Here is a 17,227-nt window from a genome sequence, read left to right as displayed (position 1 = left end):
CATCCGGGGAGGCGCACCGAGAGCTGGGGACGCGCGGGGCGTGACTGGCGTGTCCCTGACTGGACTTATCCACAGGGTCAAGCGGAGGTTCAGGTTCCGCGAGATCGTCTTCGCATGACGAACCACAGCGAAACGACCGGATCCCCCGAGAACGGTGACATCACCGGGCCCGAGGCGCAGGGCGGGCAGAAGAACAGTGAACAGGAGAGGAAGACGAGTGACGCGGCCCGGCTGCACGCCCGCGGAACCGCGTACGACAGTCACGATGGCGAGCACCAGGTCACCCTGCGCACTCCGGCCGAACTGGCCGACGCCCTGCCGTACCTGCTCGGATACCGCCCCGAGGACAGCATCGTCCTGGTCGCCCTGCACGACAAGGACGGACAGGGGCGGTTCGGAGGCCGGGCCCGGCTCGGTATCCCCGCGAACGCGGACGACTGGCCGTCCGCGGCCCGGCAACTGTCCCATGGCCTCGTGACGGGCAGCGAGCGCCGAGGAGCCCGCCCCGAGTCGATGGTCGCCTTCCTGTGCCAGGAACCGGAGGAGGGCCAGACCGGCCGGCAGGTGGTGGAACGGCTGAGGCCGCTGGCCCAGAGGCTGCGCGTCGAGTGCGGTTCCCTGGACGTCGTGGTGGTCGAGGCACTGTGCATCTCGGAGGGCCGCTACTGGTCCTACTGCTGTGACAACGCGGCATGCTGCTCCCCCGAGGGAGCCCCCATGGGACTGCCGGGCACCTCCGTGCTGGCCGCGGCCGCCACCTACGCCGGTATCCAGGTGCGCGGCACACTGCGGGAGCTCCGGACCCGGCTGCTGCCCTGGGAGAACGCCGCGGCCCTCGAACAGGAGGCCGCCCTGGACACCGCCAGCATGGCCCTGGTGCCGAAAATCCTGGACGACGCGGGCCGCGCCGCCGTGGCCGACGGGACGCTGGAACTGGCCGGGAGGATCCTGGGCCGCTTCGCCGAGGCACAGCCCGTCTCCGGAATGCTCCCGGCGGATCTCCGCGACGACGAACTGCTCGGGCACGACGAGGCCGCCCGGCTGATCCTCGGCCTCCAGGACCGGGCGACCCGCGACCGCGCGGCCGAGTGGATGGAGGGCGACGAGGCCGGACACGCCCTTCGCCTCTGGCGGGCACTGGCTCGCCGCTGCGTCGGGCCCTACGGCGAACATGCCGCTGCGCCGCTCACCCTGGCCGGTTGGGTCGCCTGGTCCACCGGCGACGAGTTGGAGGCCCGCGAAGCCCTCGCCATGGCCCTGGGTGCCGACCCCGACTACCTCTTCGCCCGGCTCCTGCACCAGGCCTGCAACGAAGGCCTCGACCCGGAGTCGATCCGCAGCTGCCTGCGAGCGGAGCGCAAGGGCCGTGGGCGCGCGGTCGCCGACCTCTTGGAAACGCGGGCGGGCAGTGACGAGTCCGCCCGGCGCGGGACTACTGCGGCGCTCGAGATGGACTCACGCGACAAGCCCTCACAGGCAGCCGTGCCGCAGGCCGGGCCGTGCGGCAAGCCCTCACAGGCAGCCGTGCCGCCCCGGTCCGAGCCGTACGACAAGCCGACACCGGCGGCGATGCCGTCACGCCGTCTCCGTCGCTCCCGTGCCGTCGGCACCACCGGCGCAGTCTCCGGCCGTACCAGCGCGAAAGACCGTGACATGGGTGCCCCGACCTCCGGTCGGCGCACGCCGGCGGGCACCACACACCCTGCCGGTACCACCGAAACCGGTCCTCGCCCAAGCCGTGCGGCGACGGCGGGTACCACGCGGTCCGGCGGCGTCCGAGCGGGCGGCGCGCGTGTGCGTACACCGAAGAAGGCAGCCATGCCCTGCCGGGACGCGGGCCAGGAAGGCGCCCAGCCCGGCCATGGCACGGGCGGTGAGGAGTGAGCCTCCGCCGGGCGGCCTCGCGACGCATGGGACCGGGCCGCGGGCGTGACTCGAAGGACCCTCCCACCGTTCACCTGAGTGGCGGAACGGCTGGACGGGCCGTGACGCCGCACTGCCCCTGCCCCGTCGGACTCCTCCGGCACCGGCGCCGAACCCGATCGAGGCGCATCGAGCGCAGAGGAAGCCTTCCCATGCAACAGCCGACTCCGCCCTCCGCCGCCGACGACCGTCGCCCCCAGGGCGGACCCCCACCACCCCTCGGACCGGGTCACGGCCTGCCCGGGCCGCCGAGGGCGGGGGACCAGGCCGACCCTCCGCGACCGGCGGCACGTGTCGACGGCTACGGGCCGAGGTTCCCAGGCAGTACGTCATTCCCTTCTGCGCCCACCGGCCCCGACTCGTGCCCGCCATCGTCGACCGGCCCGGGCCGATCGTCTCCCCGATGGGCCGGCCAGACTCGTCGCCCTGGTGCGGGGGCGGGCTACGGCCCGGTCTCACCGCCCGCCGCTCGCGGACGGGCTCCCTCACCCGGGGCTTCGCCCTCGCCCCGGGGTGCCACGATCCCCGGACCGCGCTGGTCCGCCGACTTGCCCCCCGCCCACACCGCGATGATCTGTGTCGCCCTTCCCGGCCTGGCCATCTCGACCGAGGCAGGGCAGCTGACCGGCCGCGGGCTGGAGGGCTTCTACCGCGCCGGCCGCCGGGTGCTCTCCCGGTGCGAGATCCGCGTCGCCGGACGAGAACCCCTCGCGGTACTGGCCCGGATGGTCTCGGCCGACCGTGCCAGGTTCGTGGGCACACTCCGCACGTCACCGCAGGTGGGACCGGACCCGGACGTGATCGTGGAACGCAACCGCTTCGCGGACGGCACGGAGCGGATCACCCTGCGAAGCGCGGCTCCCCGCCCCCTGCGGCTGCCGGTCGAGATCGTCCTTGGCACGGATCTTGCCGACCTCGGGACGGTCGCCTCCGGGAATGCAGAGCTCGAACTCCCCGCCAGTGTCCACGGCTCCGGCCTGCGCTGGTCCTGCGCCACCGGCAATGCGTCCGTCACGGCCGAACCACCTCCCTCGGACGCTCTCGCCTCGGCCGGGTTGCTGCGGTGGGAGCTCGACCTGCCACCCGGCGGCAGCAGAACCGTCGAACTGCGGGTACGGCCGGACGGCGCGGGGCCCCTCCGAGCCGTGGGACGCGCGGCGACCAGCCCTCTGGCCGCCGCGCGTGCGGAGGGCGACGACCGGAGAGTCCCCTCCCTCCTGCGGACGAGCATCGAGGATCTCCAGGCCCTCCTCCTGCGTGACTCCGCGAACCCCGCCGACACCCACCTCGCGGCCGGGGCGCCCTGGCGATGCGGTCTGGCTCCCGCCGACGCGCTCGTCGCCGCCCGGATGACGCTGCCGCTCGGCACCGGCCTCGCCGCGGGAACGCTGAGGACCCTCGCCCGGACCCAACTCACCGGTGCCGGAAAGCAGTCAGGAATGATCCCCGGTCCCAGACGGGACGCCGGGCCGCACCTTCCGCCGCAGTGCACGGGAACAGAGGCCACGCTGCTCTTCCCCGCCCTGCTTGCCGAGGCCCGCCGCTGGGGGCTCCCCGACCAGGAGACGGAAGAGCTGCTGCCCGCCGCCGAGCGCTGCCTGGCCTGGCTGCGAACCACCGTGGGTGACGGCACCTACCTAGGCGACCCGAACCCGGGCGGACCCGTCCGCTGCGAGACACAGGCCCACGCCCACCGTGCCGCCCTGCTCGGCGCCGACCTCCTCGACGCCTGCGGCCGGACGGGGGGAGCGGCACTCCGGCAGTGGACGCAGACCTTACGGACCGAGTTCCGGAAGGACTTCTGGATCGAGGACCGCGGGGGCGGCCGGCCCGCGACAGCCCGTGCCCCGGACGGCAGCCCGGTACCCCACCTGGGCGCGGCCGCCGTGCACCTCCTCGACACGGGCCTGCTGGGCGGGGGCGAGCTGGCGCCAGGCCTGCTCGACAAAGCCCGGACCGAGCACCTCGCCCGGCTGCTCGGCAGTCCGGTCATGGACTCGGGGTGGGGCCTGCGCGGACTGGGAACGAAGGAACCGGGATTCAACCCGTTCGGCCACCGCGCAGGAGCCGTACGGATCCAGGAGACCGCACTCGCCGTCGCGGGACTCGCAGCCGCCGGCTACGAGAAGGAAGCGAGCTCGTTGCTGCGCGGCGTACTCGCGGCCGCCGAGACCTTCGCCCACCGGCTGCCCGAGATGTACGCGGGGGAGCAGCGCACGGAAGGGAGTGCTCCGCTCCCGCACCCGGCAGCCTGCCGCCCCGCGGCCACAGCGGCGGCCGCCGGAGTGCTGCTGCTGACCGCCCTCGCCGGCATCCGCCCCGACGCCCCGGCGGGGACGGTGACCTTGCGCCCCGTGCGCAGCGCGCCTCTCGGGGAGATCGGCTTCACGGGGTTGCGTGTGGCGGGCGCCCCGTTCTCCGTGCGGGTCAGCCGGCTGGGACTCGCCATGGTCGAGGAGGCGGCCGACAGACTGCAACTGGGGGTGTGACGTGCGGCGACGTGCCTTTTCAGGACAACAGGAAGGGCGGTGGAGTCCATATCGGACCGAAGTGGATCAGTAGGCGAAGGGACCAGCGAAGGGAGTGTTTATCGTCAGGCAGACGACTATGATCGCGGCATGCCCTACGACCCGTCAGCGTTTCCGCCCTTCGCCGTCACCGTGGACCTGGTCGTGCTGACCGTGCGCCGCCACGCCCTGTGCGCGCTGGCGGTACGCAGGGGCGAACCGCCGTTCCAGGGGCGCTGGGCGCTGCCCGGCGGGTTCGTGCGGGCCGATGAAGACCTGGCGCAGGCCGCGGCACGTGAGCTGGCGGAGGAGACCGGACTGCGCGTTCACGACCCTTCCGCCCCGGCCCAGGACAACGGCGCACATCTGGAGCAGCTCGCCACCTACGGAGACCCCAAGCGGGACCCCAGGATGCGGGTCGTCAGCGTCGCCCACCTCGCTCTCGCCCCCGACCTGCCCGCGCCCAGAGCGGGCGGAGACGCCAGCAACGCGCGCTGGGCTCCGGTGGAGGAACTGCTGCAGCAGGGCGGTTACGGGCGGGATGCCGAGCCGGTCGCGCCGCTCGCCTTCGACCACGCGCAGATCCTCGCGGACGGAGTGGAGCGCGCCCGCTCCAAGATCGAGTACTCCTCGCTGGCCACCGCCTTCTGCCCGCCCGAGTTCACCGTCGGGGAACTGCGCCGTGTCTACGAGGCGGTGTGGGGCGTGGCGCTCGACCCGCGCAACTTCCACCGCAAGGTCACGGGCACACCCGGGTTCCTCGTACCCACCGGTGGGACGACCACCCGCCAGGGCGGACGCCCGGCACAGCTCTTCCGCGCCGGTGGGGCGACGCTGCTCAACCCCCCGATGCTGCGCCCCGAGGTGTGACCGACGGGCGGGCCCGGGCCTCCCCGGCCCCGGAACCCGACCCGCCCGCAGTCCGGTCGCGGGTGAGGGTCCTGCCCGAGGCAGGCCTTGGGATGCCCCAAAAACCGGACATAGCGCGCTATCTTGCTGTGAGTGATCCAGGCCTTCGGACTGACCAGCAAGCCCCGAAAAGAGCTTCCGCCCGCAGCCGACGACGTCTCCTTCGAGGCGCGGGCGGGCCGCATCACCGCGCTGCTCGGAGCGCCGGGCGCCGGCAAGTCGACGGTTCTCAGACTCATGCTCGAACTCCAACAAGGTCGCGGCATCACCCACTTCCGGGGCCGCCCCCTGCACCGCATCGCCCACCCCTCACGCGAGGTCGGTGTGCTGCTGGGCGACGTACCGGGGCATCCCGCCCGCACGGTCCGCGGTCATCTGCGCATGCTGTGTGCCGCCGCGGGCGTTCCGGTCCGGCGTGCCGACGAAGTCCTCGAGGCGGTGGGACTCGTGAGCCTGCGCGACGAACGCCTCGGCACCCTCTCCCGCGGCATGGACCGCCGCCTCGGCCTGGCCTGTGTCCTCCTGGCCGACCCGCACACCCTCGTCCTCGACGACCCGGCCGACGGGCTCTCCGCCCGCGAGAGCATCTGGCTGCACGGCATGTTGCGCGCTCATGCCGCCCAGGGCGGCACGGTCCTGTTCACCACGACCGACCCCAAGGGGGCCGCACGCGCAGCCGACCGCGTCGTCACCCTGGAACAGGGCAGGCTCGTGGCCGACCAGGAGGCCGCGGAGTTCTCGCGCACCCGCCTCCGTCCCCGTGTCGCCGTACGCAGCCCGCACGCGGCCCGTCTGGCAGCTCTCCTGGCCAAACAGGCCCGCACCTCACAGCGCTCCGTCGAGGTTGTCCGAGAGGGCGGCAACCGCCTTTCGGTGTACGGCGGTACCTGCGCGGACATCGGTGAGATCGCGTTCCGCCACGGCATCGTCGTGCACCGACTGGCCGACGAGATCGGGGACATGGGGCCCGGCGCGGGTGCCGGTCAGACGAGCGGGCCATCTGACCGAGGTCTCGCCGGGCCAGGGCACGTCAACGACACGCACCGCGCGACCCGTGCGACCCGGGCCGGAAAAGCGGCGCCGTCTCTCGACCCGTCGAGGCCGTACACCACGGACGCCGAGGACCGCACGCTCGAGCCGGGGCCCTCGCTCGAGCCCGGATTCCTCTCGGACGCACCGGAGCAGTGCGTGGAGCCGCCGCCTTCCTCCGTGGACCCCGTGGACATCTCTGCCGAGCCGCGCCCCACGCTTGAGCCGCGATCCCTCGCGAACGCACCCGACCCGGACGAGCCGTCGTCTTCCGCAGGGCAACCGCACCCCGGCGCCGAGCCGCACGAGCTCTCGGGTGCGTCCTCGGCCGGCCGCTCGAGCAACCGTCCTTCGGCTGCGACCCCGCCGCCGCCCCGCCCCGGCGCCCGCACGGCTCGCGCGCTCGACGCGCTGCCCCCTCTGCCGCCCCCCATTTCCGTCCGTCCCGCCCCCAGCCCCCTCCGCCCCCTCCGCTACGAGATCCGCCGTGCCGCCGGGATCGGCACCGGGTTCCTGACCGGAGCCGTCGTGCTCGCCGTCTCCGCCGTGACCGCCGTCGTGCTCGCGCGCATCGGGCACACCCCGCAGCCGCGCCTGCTGGCCGCCTGGCCGCAGGAGCTGCCCCTGCCGCCCGCGGCGCTCGGCGCGGGACTGCTCGGCGCGCTGGCCTTCGGTGACGAGTTCCGCCACCCCGCCCTGGCGGCCGACCGCGGCACCGTGCCCCGCCGGCTGGGATTGCTGGCCGCCAAACTGCTCGTCTCCTCCGCCACCGCGCTGGTGCTGGCCGTCCTCACCGTCGGCTGCGACGCCGAAGTGCTCTATCTCGTCTACGGGCGGGAGCTCGCCCAGGTTCCCGCCGACTGGCTTCCGATGAGCGCGAGTTGGATCGGGCTCATGGTCGGCTGCGCCTGGGCCGGGGTACTCGCCGCAGGAGTCTTCCGGTCCACCTCGGCCGGACTCGCCGCCGTGGCCGCCGTCCCCCTCCTCGTCGTACCCGTCGTGCACAAGCTCGTGAACGGACCGTCCGTGCGAACAGCGGCCGGACTTCCCGTGCGGCTGCGTGAGGCTCTCCTGCCGCGATGGCCTTTCGGGGGAGAGCGCTATCTGGAGGCCGTGTTCGAGGTGGTCTCCCAACCTGTGGGCGGGGCACTGACGTTGTCGCTGACCGCTCTGCTCTGCGCGTATCTGCTCACCACGCTGCGCGGCAGGTTCCGGTGACGACTGTCCGTAACCCTTAGTCCGGCCATGCGCGCAACTCCCCGCAGAGCGCTCATTTCTTTCCGATAAGGCGTCAATTGCGACGGGGTGAGCGATCACCCTTTCGTGTGCTTTTCACCAAAGACCTCAAGGGAGTTGGAGCCGACGCCGACAAAGGATGCGTGAGTACCCTTGCGCACACCATGATGACCGCCGCCCGCTCCGCTGACTCCGGCCTCGCGAGCCCGGGCGAACTCGACCGCTACCCGTACGCCGAGGCGCCCGCCGTCGACCGCGTCGGAGTCCCTGCCTGGGACGGCGGGGACCACGAGCTGGGCCGAGTGGGCCGACGTGCCGCGGGCAGCCGCGGACGCGGGCTGCACGGCCAACTCGTTCAGCAACTGGGTCAGATGATCGTCTCCGGCGACCTGGGCGCCGACCGCCCGCTGGTGCCCGAAGAGATCGGCCAGCGCTTCGAGGTCTCCCGCACCGTCGTCCGCGAGTCGCTCCGCGTCCTGGAGGCCAAGGGACTGGTGAGTGCCCGTCCGAACGTCGGCACGCGCGTGCGTCCCGTCAGTGACTGGAACCTCCTCGACCCGGACATCATCGAGTGGCGGGCCTTCGGGCCGCTGCGCGACGACCAGCGTCGCGAGCTGAGCGAACTGCGGTGGACGATCGAGCCGCTCGCCGCCCGCCTCGCCGCCGGGCACGGGCGCGAGGACGTCCAGCAGCGCCTCGCGGACATGATCGAGATCATGGGGCACGCGATGGCCCAGGGTGATGCGCTCACCTTCTCCCGCGCCGACTCCGAGTTCCACTCGCTGCTCATCCAGGTCGCGGGCAACCGCATGCTGGAGCACCTCTCCGGAATCGTGTCCGCGGCTCTTCAGGTCTCGGGCAGCCCGGTCACGGGCTGTGACCGGCCGAACGAGGCGTCCCTGGCGCACCACGGCCGCATCTGCGACGCCCTGGCCACCGGTGACGGAGCGGCGGCCGAGGCGGCCATGCGTCAACTCCTCACGGTTCATCCCGAGGTGGAACGGGTCGTGCCCGCCCCGCGCGAGCACTGACCGAGTTCCGCGGGCGGCGCGGCCGGGTGTGCCACCCCCCTCCTGTGGCAGTGCCTGATCGGTGATCCGCCTCCCGTCGGACCCCGTGGGATCCTCGTGATCCTGCGGGGTCCGACTGTGCGAAGGGTTCGTGGCGCGGTGGGGCGGCCGAGTCGGTACCGTATGTGACCACTTCTGTCAGTGTCTGACTGGTTTCATTCGCTTACGGGGTGTGACTCGGGCCACGCGGATTGGGCGTAACGCTCGCGGGAAGAACGCGATGACCTAAGAGGTGACAGCCGCGGAGGGAATACGGACGCCGTTCACGGCGCTGTGCATCTTCCCGGCCCCCGCCCGCGCCGCCGGCCCATCCCCAAGCCGGCGGTCGGCTCCAGTCCCCTGTGGACGGGGCCGGAAGCCGTTTTCCAACGTTCCGAGAGGTTGTTCGTGTCGGCCAGCACATCCCGTACGCTCCCGCCGGAGATCGCCGAGTCCGTCTCTGTCATGGCGCTCATTGAGCGGGGAAAGGCTGAGGGGCAGATCGCCGGCGATGACGTGCGTCGGGCCTTCGAAGCTGACCAGATTCCGGCCACTCAGTGGAAGAACGTACTGCGCAGCCTCAACCAGATCCTCGAGGAAGAGGGTGTGACGCTGATGGTCAGTGCCGCAGAGCCCAAGCGCACCCGAAAGAGCGTCGCAGCGAAGAGTCCCGCCAAGCGCACCGCCACCAAGACGGTCGCGGCCAAGGCGGTGACCACCCGGAAGGCCACCGCCACCGCCACGCCGGCGACGCCCGCCGTCGAGCCCGCCGCCGAGGAGGAGGCACCCGCCAAGAAGGCGGCTGCCAAGAAGACGACGGCCAAGAAGGCGGCCGCGAAGAAGACCGTCGCCAAGAAGACGGCGGCCAAGAAGACCAGCGCCAAGAAGGACGACGCCGAGATCCCCGAGGAGGAGGTGCTCGAGGAGGCAGCCCCCGGCAAGACCGGTGAGGAGCCCGAGGGCACCGCCGAGAACGCGGGCTTCGTGCTCTCCGACGAGGACGAGGACGACGCACCCGCCCAGCAGGTCGCCGCCGCCGGTGCCACCGCTGACCCGGTCAAGGACTACCTCAAGCAGATCGGCAAGGTCCCGCTGCTCAACGCCGAGCAGGAGGTCGAGCTCGCCAAGCGCATCGAGGCGGGTCTGTTCGCCGAGGACAAGCTGGCGAACGCCGACAAGCTGGCGCCGAAGCTGAAGCGCGAGCTGGAGATCATCGCCGAGGACGGCCGCCGCGCCAAGAACCACCTCCTGGAGGCCAACCTCCGTCTGGTGGTCTCCCTGGCCAAGCGCTACACCGGCCGCGGCATGCTGTTCCTGGACCTCATCCAGGAGGGCAACCTCGGTCTGATCCGCGCGGTCGAGAAGTTCGACTACACCAAGGGCTACAAGTTCTCCACGTACGCCACCTGGTGGATCCGTCAGGCGATCACCCGCGCCATGGCCGACCAGGCCCGCACCATCCGTATCCCGGTGCACATGGTCGAGGTCATCAACAAGCTCGCGCGCGTGCAGCGCCAGATGCTCCAGGACCTGGGCCGCGAGCCTACCCCGGAGGAACTGGCCAAGGAACTCGACATGACCCCCGAGAAGGTCATCGAGGTCCAGAAGTACGGCCGCGAGCCCATCTCGCTGCACACCCCGCTGGGCGAGGACGGCGACAGCGAGTTCGGTGACCTCATCGAGGACTCCGAGGCCGTCGTCCCGGCCGACGCGGTGAGCTTCACGCTCCTGCAGGAGCAGCTGCACTCCGTCCTGGACACGCTGTCCGAGCGTGAGGCGGGCGTCGTCTCGATGCGCTTCGGCCTCACCGACGGTCAGCCGAAGACCCTCGACGAGATCGGCAAGGTCTACGGCGTCACGCGTGAGCGGATCCGCCAGATCGAGTCCAAGACCATGTCGAAGCTGCGCCACCCGTCCCGTTCGCAGGTGCTGCGCGACTACCTCGACTAGGCGAGGCCGTACGACACGGAAGGCCCGGTTCCCCGAGGGGGCCGGGCCTTCGCAGTGCTGTCGCGCCGCGGGTGCGGGGTCCCACGGGGTGGATCACTCTGGGTGTCTCACGGACATCACGGAGTGAGGAGAGCGTATGCGTCGTCGACTGGCTCGAGCTCTGGTCCTGCCGCTGGTCCTGGCAGCGGCAGGAACCGCCCTGTCCATGGGCTCCAGCGCCCCTGTGGCCGCCGACAGCGTGGTCATAGGCGGGTTTCCCGTCGAGGCGTCCCAGAGTCCGTGGACGGTGGCCCTGTCCAGTCGTGACCGGTTCGGGGGTACACGCGCGGGGCAGTTCTGCGGCGGCGCGGTGGTCGGCCGTACCACCGTGCTCACCGCGGCCCACTGCCTGGACGAGGACGTCCTGGGCGGGCCACCGGAGCGGGTACGGGACCTCAAGGTCATAGCCGGACGCACAGACCTGCTCTCTGGCCGCGGCGGCCAGGAGATCTCCGTGCGCCGTACGTGGGTGAACCCGGCCTACGACGGTGTCAGCAATGCCGGGGACTTCGCCGTGCTCACTCTGGCCGAGCCGCTGCGGAGTGACTCGATCATCACCATGGCGGCCGACGGTGATCCCGCGTACGCGGCGGGTGGGACCGCGACGGTGTACGGGTGGGGCGACACCTCGGGCACCGGCGAGTACCCGGACAGTCTTCGGGCGGCACGAGTGCGTGTGCTTCCCGACGCGCTGTGCGCAGAGGCGTATCCGGGCGGCGCGGATGGCACCTACGACGTCACGAGCATGCTGTGCGCCGGGGAGGCCGAAGGGGGCCGGGACGCCTGCCAGGGCGACAGCGGAGGGCCGCTGGTGTCCCAGGGGCGCTTGGTCGGGCTCGTGTCCTGGGGGATCGGCTGCGGCCGGGCCGGCAACCCCGGCGTGTACATGCGGGTGTCCCACATCATGCGGACGCTCGGATGGGCACAGGCCCCGGAAGGCGTGTGAGGCGGCCTGGAGGAGCGCGAACGAGGTAATGGCACGAGGACGGGCGGCTGCCGCATTGAAAAAGGCACCCCCCCCGTCAACCCCCGGTGGCGGGCTGGCTCGTCGTCGGACGCGAGGTGTCAGCGCTCTTCTTCGGAGGCGTTCGCGGGAACAGACGTGAGCCGCTCCGTCTCGTCCTGTATCTCAGCGGCGATCTTCTTGAGTTCCGGCTCGAACTTGCGCCCGTGGTGGGCGCAGAAGAGCAGCTCTCCGCCGCTGAGCAGGACGACGCGCAGGTACGCCTGGGCGCCGCAGCGGTCGCAGCGATCAGCGGCCGTCAACTGGCTCGCAGGGGTCAGAACAGTAGTCACGTCGCCTCTTCTCTAGCTCGACGAGCTGTCGTACCAGGGTCAACATCCAACCAGCCCCAAAACGTTCCCGCTCGTGGCTTTTCCTCGAAAGAATCTTTGCGAGGCGGCTGTCTGCTGCCGGTTGGCGGCGAATGTGCCGTATTGCGTGTCTATGTGTCTTACGGGGCTTCGCGTTGTATCGGTGGTCGGTCCTCCCGGCTGGGTTGCCGGTTGTTCATGAGGACGTGCCCGGAGCCTAAATGGTTCATGCCTGGAAGGGAACGTGATGTGTACTTCACTCCATCGAGGGATCGAACACGCATGCGAGTGTGGACTAGTCTGAGTTTCCGACGAGGGTGGCGTTACAACGGCTCTACCAGGCCTCGGTACCCTCTCACCGGTGACTGAAGCCGCGCCCTTACCCACAAGGGCCCCATCTGAAATTCAGCGAGGAGCGAACCGCGTGACCGCCGAGACGTCCGTGCCGTCCACAGCTCTGCTGGCAGGAGCAGACCGGGACGGGTCCAACTACACCGCGCGGCACCTGCTCGTCCTCGAGGGGCTCGAGGCCGTGCGTAAGCGCCCGGGTATGTATATCGGGTCGACCGACAGCCGTGGCCTGATGCACTGCGTCTGGGAGATCATCGACAACTCCGTCGACGAGGCCCTCGGCGGGTACTGCGACCACATCGAGGTGATCCTCCAGGACGACGGCTCGGTCGAGGTCCGGGACAACGGCCGGGGCATCCCGATCGACGTCGAGCCCAAGACCGGCCTCTCCGGTGTCGAGGTCGTCATGACCAAGCTGCACGCCGGCGGCAAGTTCGGAGGCGGCTCCTACGCCGCCTCCGGCGGTCTGCACGGCGTCGGCGCCTCCGTGGTGAACGCCCTGTCCGCCCGACTGGACGTCGAGGTGGACCGCGGTGGTCACACCCACGCCATCAGCTTCCGTCGCGGAGTCCCCGGAGCCTTCGCCGGCAACGGCCCGGACGCCAAGTTCGAGGCCAAGAGTGGCCTGCGCAAGGCCAAGAAGATTCCCAAGACCCGCACCGGCACGCGCGTGCGGTACTGGGCCGACCGCCAGATCTTCCTCAAGGACGCCAAGCTCAACCTGGAGACGTTGCACCAGCGCGCCCGCCAGACCGCGTTCCTGGTGCCCGGCCTCACCATCGTCGTGCGCGACGAATACGGGCTCGGCGAGGGCGGCAGCAAGGGCGAGGAGTCCTTCCGCTTCGACGGCGGAATCAGCGAGTTCTGCGAGTACCTGGCGAAGGACAAGCCGGTCTGCGACGTCCTCCGCTTCTCCGGGCAGGGCACCTTCAAGGAGACCGTCCCCGTCCTGGACGACCACGGCCAGATGACGCCCACCGAGGTCACCCGCGAACTCGGCGTCGACGTCGCACTGCGCTGGGGCACGGGCTACGACACGACGCTTCGGTCGTTCGTCAACATCATCGCCACCCCCAAGGGCGGCACCCACGTCGCGGGCTTCGAGCAGGCCGTCGCCAAGACGATGAACGAGGTGCTGCGCACCAAGAAGCTCCTGCGCGTCGCCGAGGACGACATCGTCAAGGACGACGCCCTGGAGGGCCTGACCGCGGTCGTCACCGTGCGCCTCGCCGAGCCGCAGTTCGAGGGCCAGACCAAGGAGGTCCTCGGGACCTCGGCGGCCCGCCGCATCGTGAACAACGTGGTCACGAAGGAACTCAAGGCGTTCCTGACGTCCACGAAGCGGGACGCCGCCCAGCAGGCCCGCGTCGTGCTGGAGAAGGCCGTCGCCGCTGCCCGTACACGCATCGCCGCCCGGCAGCACAAGGACGCGCAGCGCCGCAAGACGGCCCTGGAGTCCTCCTCGCTGCCGGCGAAGCTGGCCGACTGCCGCAGCGACGACGTGGACCGCAGCGAGCTGTTCATCGTCGAGGGCGACTCCGCGCTCGGCACGGCCAAGCTCGCCCGCAACTCCGAGTTCCAGGCGCTGCTGCCGATCCGCGGCAAGATCCTCAACGTCCAGAAGTCCTCTGTGACGGACATGCTCAAAAACGCCGAGTGCGGCGCGATCATCCAGGTCATAGGAGCCGGCTCGGGCCGGACCTTCGACATCGACACCGCCCGTTACGGCAAGATCATCATGATGACCGACGCCGATGTCGACGGCTCGCACATCCGCACCCTGCTGCTGACGCTGTTCCACCGCTACATGCGTCCCATGGTCGAGGCCGGCCGGGTCTTCGCTGCGGTGCCCCCGCTGCACCGCATCGAGGTCGTCCAGCCGAAGAAGGGCCAGGACAAGTACGTCTACACGTACTCGGACCGCGAACTGCGCGACACGCTCATGGAGTTCCAGAGCAAGGGCATCCGCTACAAGGACTCGATCCAGCGTTACAAGGGCCTCGGCGAGATGGACGCCGACCAGCTGGCCGAGACGACGATGGACCCGCGCCACCGCACCCTGCGCCGGATCAACCTCTCCGACCTGGAGGCCGCCGAGCAGGTCTTCGACCTGCTGATGGGCAACGACGTGGCTCCGCGCAAGGAGTTCATCTCCAACTCGGCCGCGACGCTGGACCGGTCGCGCATCGACGCGTAGCCGCGGCATCGGCCTGCTGGCGGGTACGGCCGGGGCGTGGGGGGCCCAGGCCGTACCCGCAGCGGTTCGGCAGGCATCCGGCGCCTCGGCACCGTCCCGGCCGTGCCGAGGCCGTCTCTCCCCCTCCCGGTGGAGAGACGCACGGCCGGGGATCCACCCTTGATCCACCCAGGCTCCGATCCCGTGACCTGGCGAATTCCGTGGCGCGGAAGGCGTCGGCGGCGGTCGCTGCCGGCATCCCCATCGCCGGCACCCTGCTCGTCCGGGCCGGAACCGTGGCTCGGCGTGGGCAGTCCCGGCGCCCGGGCGCGCTGTCGAGCGGGGCGTACGGCGACCGCACGATCCAGCGTCGGCTCAAGGGCCGTGCCCAGGCGGTGCGTTACGCCTACGGGAAGGGAATCGTGCGGCCACCAGCGGGTTGGTCACCTGATGGGGTGAAGAGCGAGGGGAAGAAGAGTCGGGGATCTTCCCGTTCTGTCCATCCTTGGGCATGCAGCCAAGCAAGGGCCGTTCCCGCGGCGGCGGGACCGGGCAGGAGAGTCGGGTCGGACCTCTCGACGGTCATGATCCGGTTCCGGCCGAGGAGGCCGGACAGCTCAGGTACGACGATCCCTGGTACGACGCCCTCGCCTCCGGCTGGGGCGAGTCGGCCGGCGACGGGGCGCAAGCTCATGCGGTGGTTCCGTCGGCACGGGCAGCGGGCGAGACGGGGGCCGCGGCGGGTGATGTGTACCTGGAAGTGCAGCGCAGTGCGGCCTTTCAGGAAGTGCGGCGGCGGTACCGCAGGTTCGTGGTGCCGGCGTTCGTGGCCTTCTTCGCCTGGTACGTCGGCTACGTCGTGGCTGCCACGACCGCACCGGAGCTGATGGCACGACCCGTGGCGGGAGCGGTGAACGTGGCGATGGTGGCGGGACTCGGGCAGTTCCTCTCCACATTCCTGCTCACCTGGGCGTACGCACGGCATGCGCGGCTGCGCAGGGACCGGGCCGCGCTCGAACTGCGCTGGGACACACAGGAACTGACGCGTGGCGTGAACGGTGGTGGGTCGTGACGGAGGAACACCAGACGCTGGCGCTGTTGCTCTTCAGCGCGTTCGTCGCGGTCACGCTGGGGATCACCACCTGGGTCAGCCGTAACCGGCGTGGCTCGGCGGAGGAGTTCTACGCGGGCGGGCGGCTCTTCTCGCCCATGGAGAATGGTTTTGCCATCGCGGGCGACTACATGTCGGCCGCCTCCTTCCTGGGAGTCACGGGGCTCATCGCGCTGTTCGGTTACGACGGGCTGCTCTATGTCGTCGGGTTCCTCGTGGCGTGGCTGGTGGTGCTGTTCCTGGTCGCCGAACTGGTGCGCAACTGCGGCCGGTTCACGCTCGCCGACGTCGTGGCGGCCCGGATGAGGGAACGGCCGGTACGGATCGCGGCGGGAACCTCATCGGTCACGGTGTCCGTTCTGTACCTGGTGGCGCAGATGGTCGGCGCGGGCAGCCTGGTGGCGCTGCTGCTCGGGGGCACGAGCGACGCGGCGCGGGCCTGGACGGTCATCGGTGTGGGCGCCCTCATGGTGATCTATGTGTCGTTGGGAGGGATGCGCGCGACCACGTGGATCCAGATCGTCAAGGCCGTTCTGCTGCTCGGCGGCACCATCGCACTGACGGTGCTCGTCCTGATGCGCTTCCACGGCGACGTGGACCGGCTGCTGCTCACGGCGGCCGAGCGCAGCGGGCACGGCGAGGCGTTTCTGGCGCCGGGGCTGAAGTACGGCGGGGACTGGACCGCCCGCTTCGACTTCATCAGTCTGGGGCTGGCTCTGGTCCTGGGTACGGCCGGGCTGCCGCACATCCTGTCCCGCTTCTACACCGTGCCCACCGCGCGCGCCGCCCGCCGCTCGGTCGTCTGGGCCGTCGGGCTCATCGGCGGCTTCTACCTGATGACGATCGTGCTCGGGTTCGGTGCGGCCGCCATCCTGGGGCCGGACACGGTACGCGGGTCGAACGCGGCCGGGAACACGGCGGTCCCGCTGCTGGCCCTCGATCTCGGCGGTGGTGCGGGATCCACCGGGGGCACGGTTCTCTTCGCGATCGTCGCCGCGGTCGCCTTCGCCACGATCCTCGCCGTGGTCGCCGGCATCACGCTCGCGTCCTCGGCGTCCGTGGCCCACGACCTGTACGCGTCCCTGCGGCGCAGGGGCGGGAAGCCGCGCAGCGAGGTGGCGGTGGCCCGTATCGCGGCCGTCGGTGTCGGAGCGGTGGCGATCGCACTCGGCCTGCTGGCGCGGGACCTCAACGTGGCGTTCCTGGTGGGCCTGGCCTTCGCCGTCGCAGCGTCGGCGAACCTGCCGGTGCTGCTCTACTCCCTGTTCTGGAGCGGCTTCACCACACGGGGCGCCGTGTGGGCCGTCTACGGCGGTCTGGTCCCGGCCGTGGTGCTCGTGGTGCTGTCCCCGGTGGTCTCGGGCAGCCCCGACTCGCTCTTCCCGAGCATCGACCTCCAGTGCTTCCCGCTGCAGAACCCCGGCCTGGTCTCGATCCCCCTCGGCTTTCTCGCGGGCTGGCTGGGCACGGTCACCTCGACGGAGGCCCCGGACGAGGCCAAGCACGCGGAGACCGAGGTGCGGTCGCTGACCGGAGCAGGAGCGGCGTAGGCCGGTGCCTTCCCTGACACGGCCAGGAGCGCCGCGACGGCGTCCAGCACGCGGGCCGGGCCGCGTCACCGGCCTCTCAGGGC

Annotated in this window: 11 protein-coding genes; 10 read left to right on the top strand and 1 reads right to left on the bottom strand. The window is 71.0% G+C overall.

Annotated elements, in window-relative coordinates:
* Positions 1-114 precede the first annotated feature (114 nt).
* The 7 genes from ACFU3E_RS14565 (at position 115) to ACFU3E_RS14535 (ending at position 11,588) form a co-directional block, all read left to right on the top strand.
* Positions 115-1,884 (top strand): DUF4192 family protein, encoded by a 1,770-nt coding sequence (locus tag ACFU3E_RS14565; protein ID WP_384156646.1) that lies wholly within the window; start codon positions 115-117, stop codon positions 1,882-1,884.
* Between the two features lie 608 nt (positions 1,885-2,492).
* Positions 2,493-4,412: a glycogen debranching N-terminal domain-containing protein gene (locus tag ACFU3E_RS14560; protein WP_384156814.1), complete on the top strand. Its 1,920-nt coding sequence runs from the start codon at positions 2,493-2,495 to the stop codon at positions 4,410-4,412.
* 129 nt (positions 4,413-4,541) lie between these two features.
* Positions 4,542-5,300 (top strand): NUDIX hydrolase, encoded by a 759-nt coding sequence (locus tag ACFU3E_RS14555; protein WP_366714323.1) that lies wholly within the window; start codon positions 4,542-4,544, stop codon positions 5,298-5,300.
* A 132-nt stretch (positions 5,301-5,432) separates the two neighbouring features.
* Positions 5,433-7,586 (top strand): ATP-binding cassette domain-containing protein, encoded by a 2,154-nt coding sequence (locus tag ACFU3E_RS14550; RefSeq protein WP_384156643.1) that lies wholly within the window; start codon positions 5,433-5,435, stop codon positions 7,584-7,586.
* A gap of 161 nt (positions 7,587-7,747) precedes the next feature.
* Positions 7,748-8,635: a FadR/GntR family transcriptional regulator gene (locus tag ACFU3E_RS14545; RefSeq protein WP_384156640.1), complete on the top strand. Its 888-nt coding sequence runs from the start codon at positions 7,748-7,750 to the stop codon at positions 8,633-8,635.
* Positions 8,636-9,061: 426 nt separating this feature from the next.
* A complete protein-coding gene (locus ACFU3E_RS14540) occupies positions 9,062-10,603 on the top strand; it encodes an RNA polymerase sigma factor (RefSeq protein WP_384156637.1) in 1,542 nt (513 codons plus the stop codon).
* 136 nt (positions 10,604-10,739) lie between these two features.
* Complete coding sequence (locus tag ACFU3E_RS14535; protein ID WP_384156634.1) at positions 10,740-11,588, top strand: S1 family serine peptidase; 849 nt, start codon at positions 10,740-10,742, stop codon at positions 11,586-11,588.
* A gap of 119 nt (positions 11,589-11,707) precedes the next feature.
* On the opposite strand, the gene ACFU3E_RS14530 is transcribed toward ACFU3E_RS14535, so the two are convergent.
* Entirely contained in the window at positions 11,708-11,938 is a 231-nt protein-coding gene (locus ACFU3E_RS14530) for a hypothetical protein (RefSeq protein ID WP_033308327.1), read from the bottom strand.
* A 442-nt stretch (positions 11,939-12,380) separates the two neighbouring features.
* On the opposite strand from ACFU3E_RS14530, the gene ACFU3E_RS14525 reads away from it, so the two are divergent.
* The 3 genes from ACFU3E_RS14525 (at position 12,381) to ACFU3E_RS14515 (ending at position 17,144) form a co-directional block, all read left to right on the top strand.
* Positions 12,381-14,504: a type IIA DNA topoisomerase subunit B gene (locus ACFU3E_RS14525; protein WP_384156631.1), complete on the top strand. Its 2,124-nt coding sequence runs from the start codon at positions 12,381-12,383 to the stop codon at positions 14,502-14,504.
* Between the two features lie 490 nt (positions 14,505-14,994).
* A complete protein-coding gene (locus tag ACFU3E_RS14520; protein WP_384156629.1) occupies positions 14,995-15,555 on the top strand; it encodes a DUF485 domain-containing protein in 561 nt (186 codons plus the stop codon).
* Entirely contained in the window at positions 15,552-17,144 is a 1,593-nt protein-coding gene (locus ACFU3E_RS14515; RefSeq protein ID WP_384156626.1) for a cation acetate symporter, read from the top strand. Before ACFU3E_RS14520 ends, ACFU3E_RS14515 begins: the two co-directional genes overlap by 4 nt.
* Positions 17,145-17,227 lie beyond the last annotated feature (83 nt).

The sequence above is a fragment of the Streptomyces sp. NPDC057424 genome, assembly GCF_042803315.1.
Lineage (GTDB): Bacteria > Actinomycetota > Actinomycetes > Streptomycetales > Streptomycetaceae > Streptomyces.
This window is presented reverse-complemented; position numbering and strand designations above follow the sequence as displayed.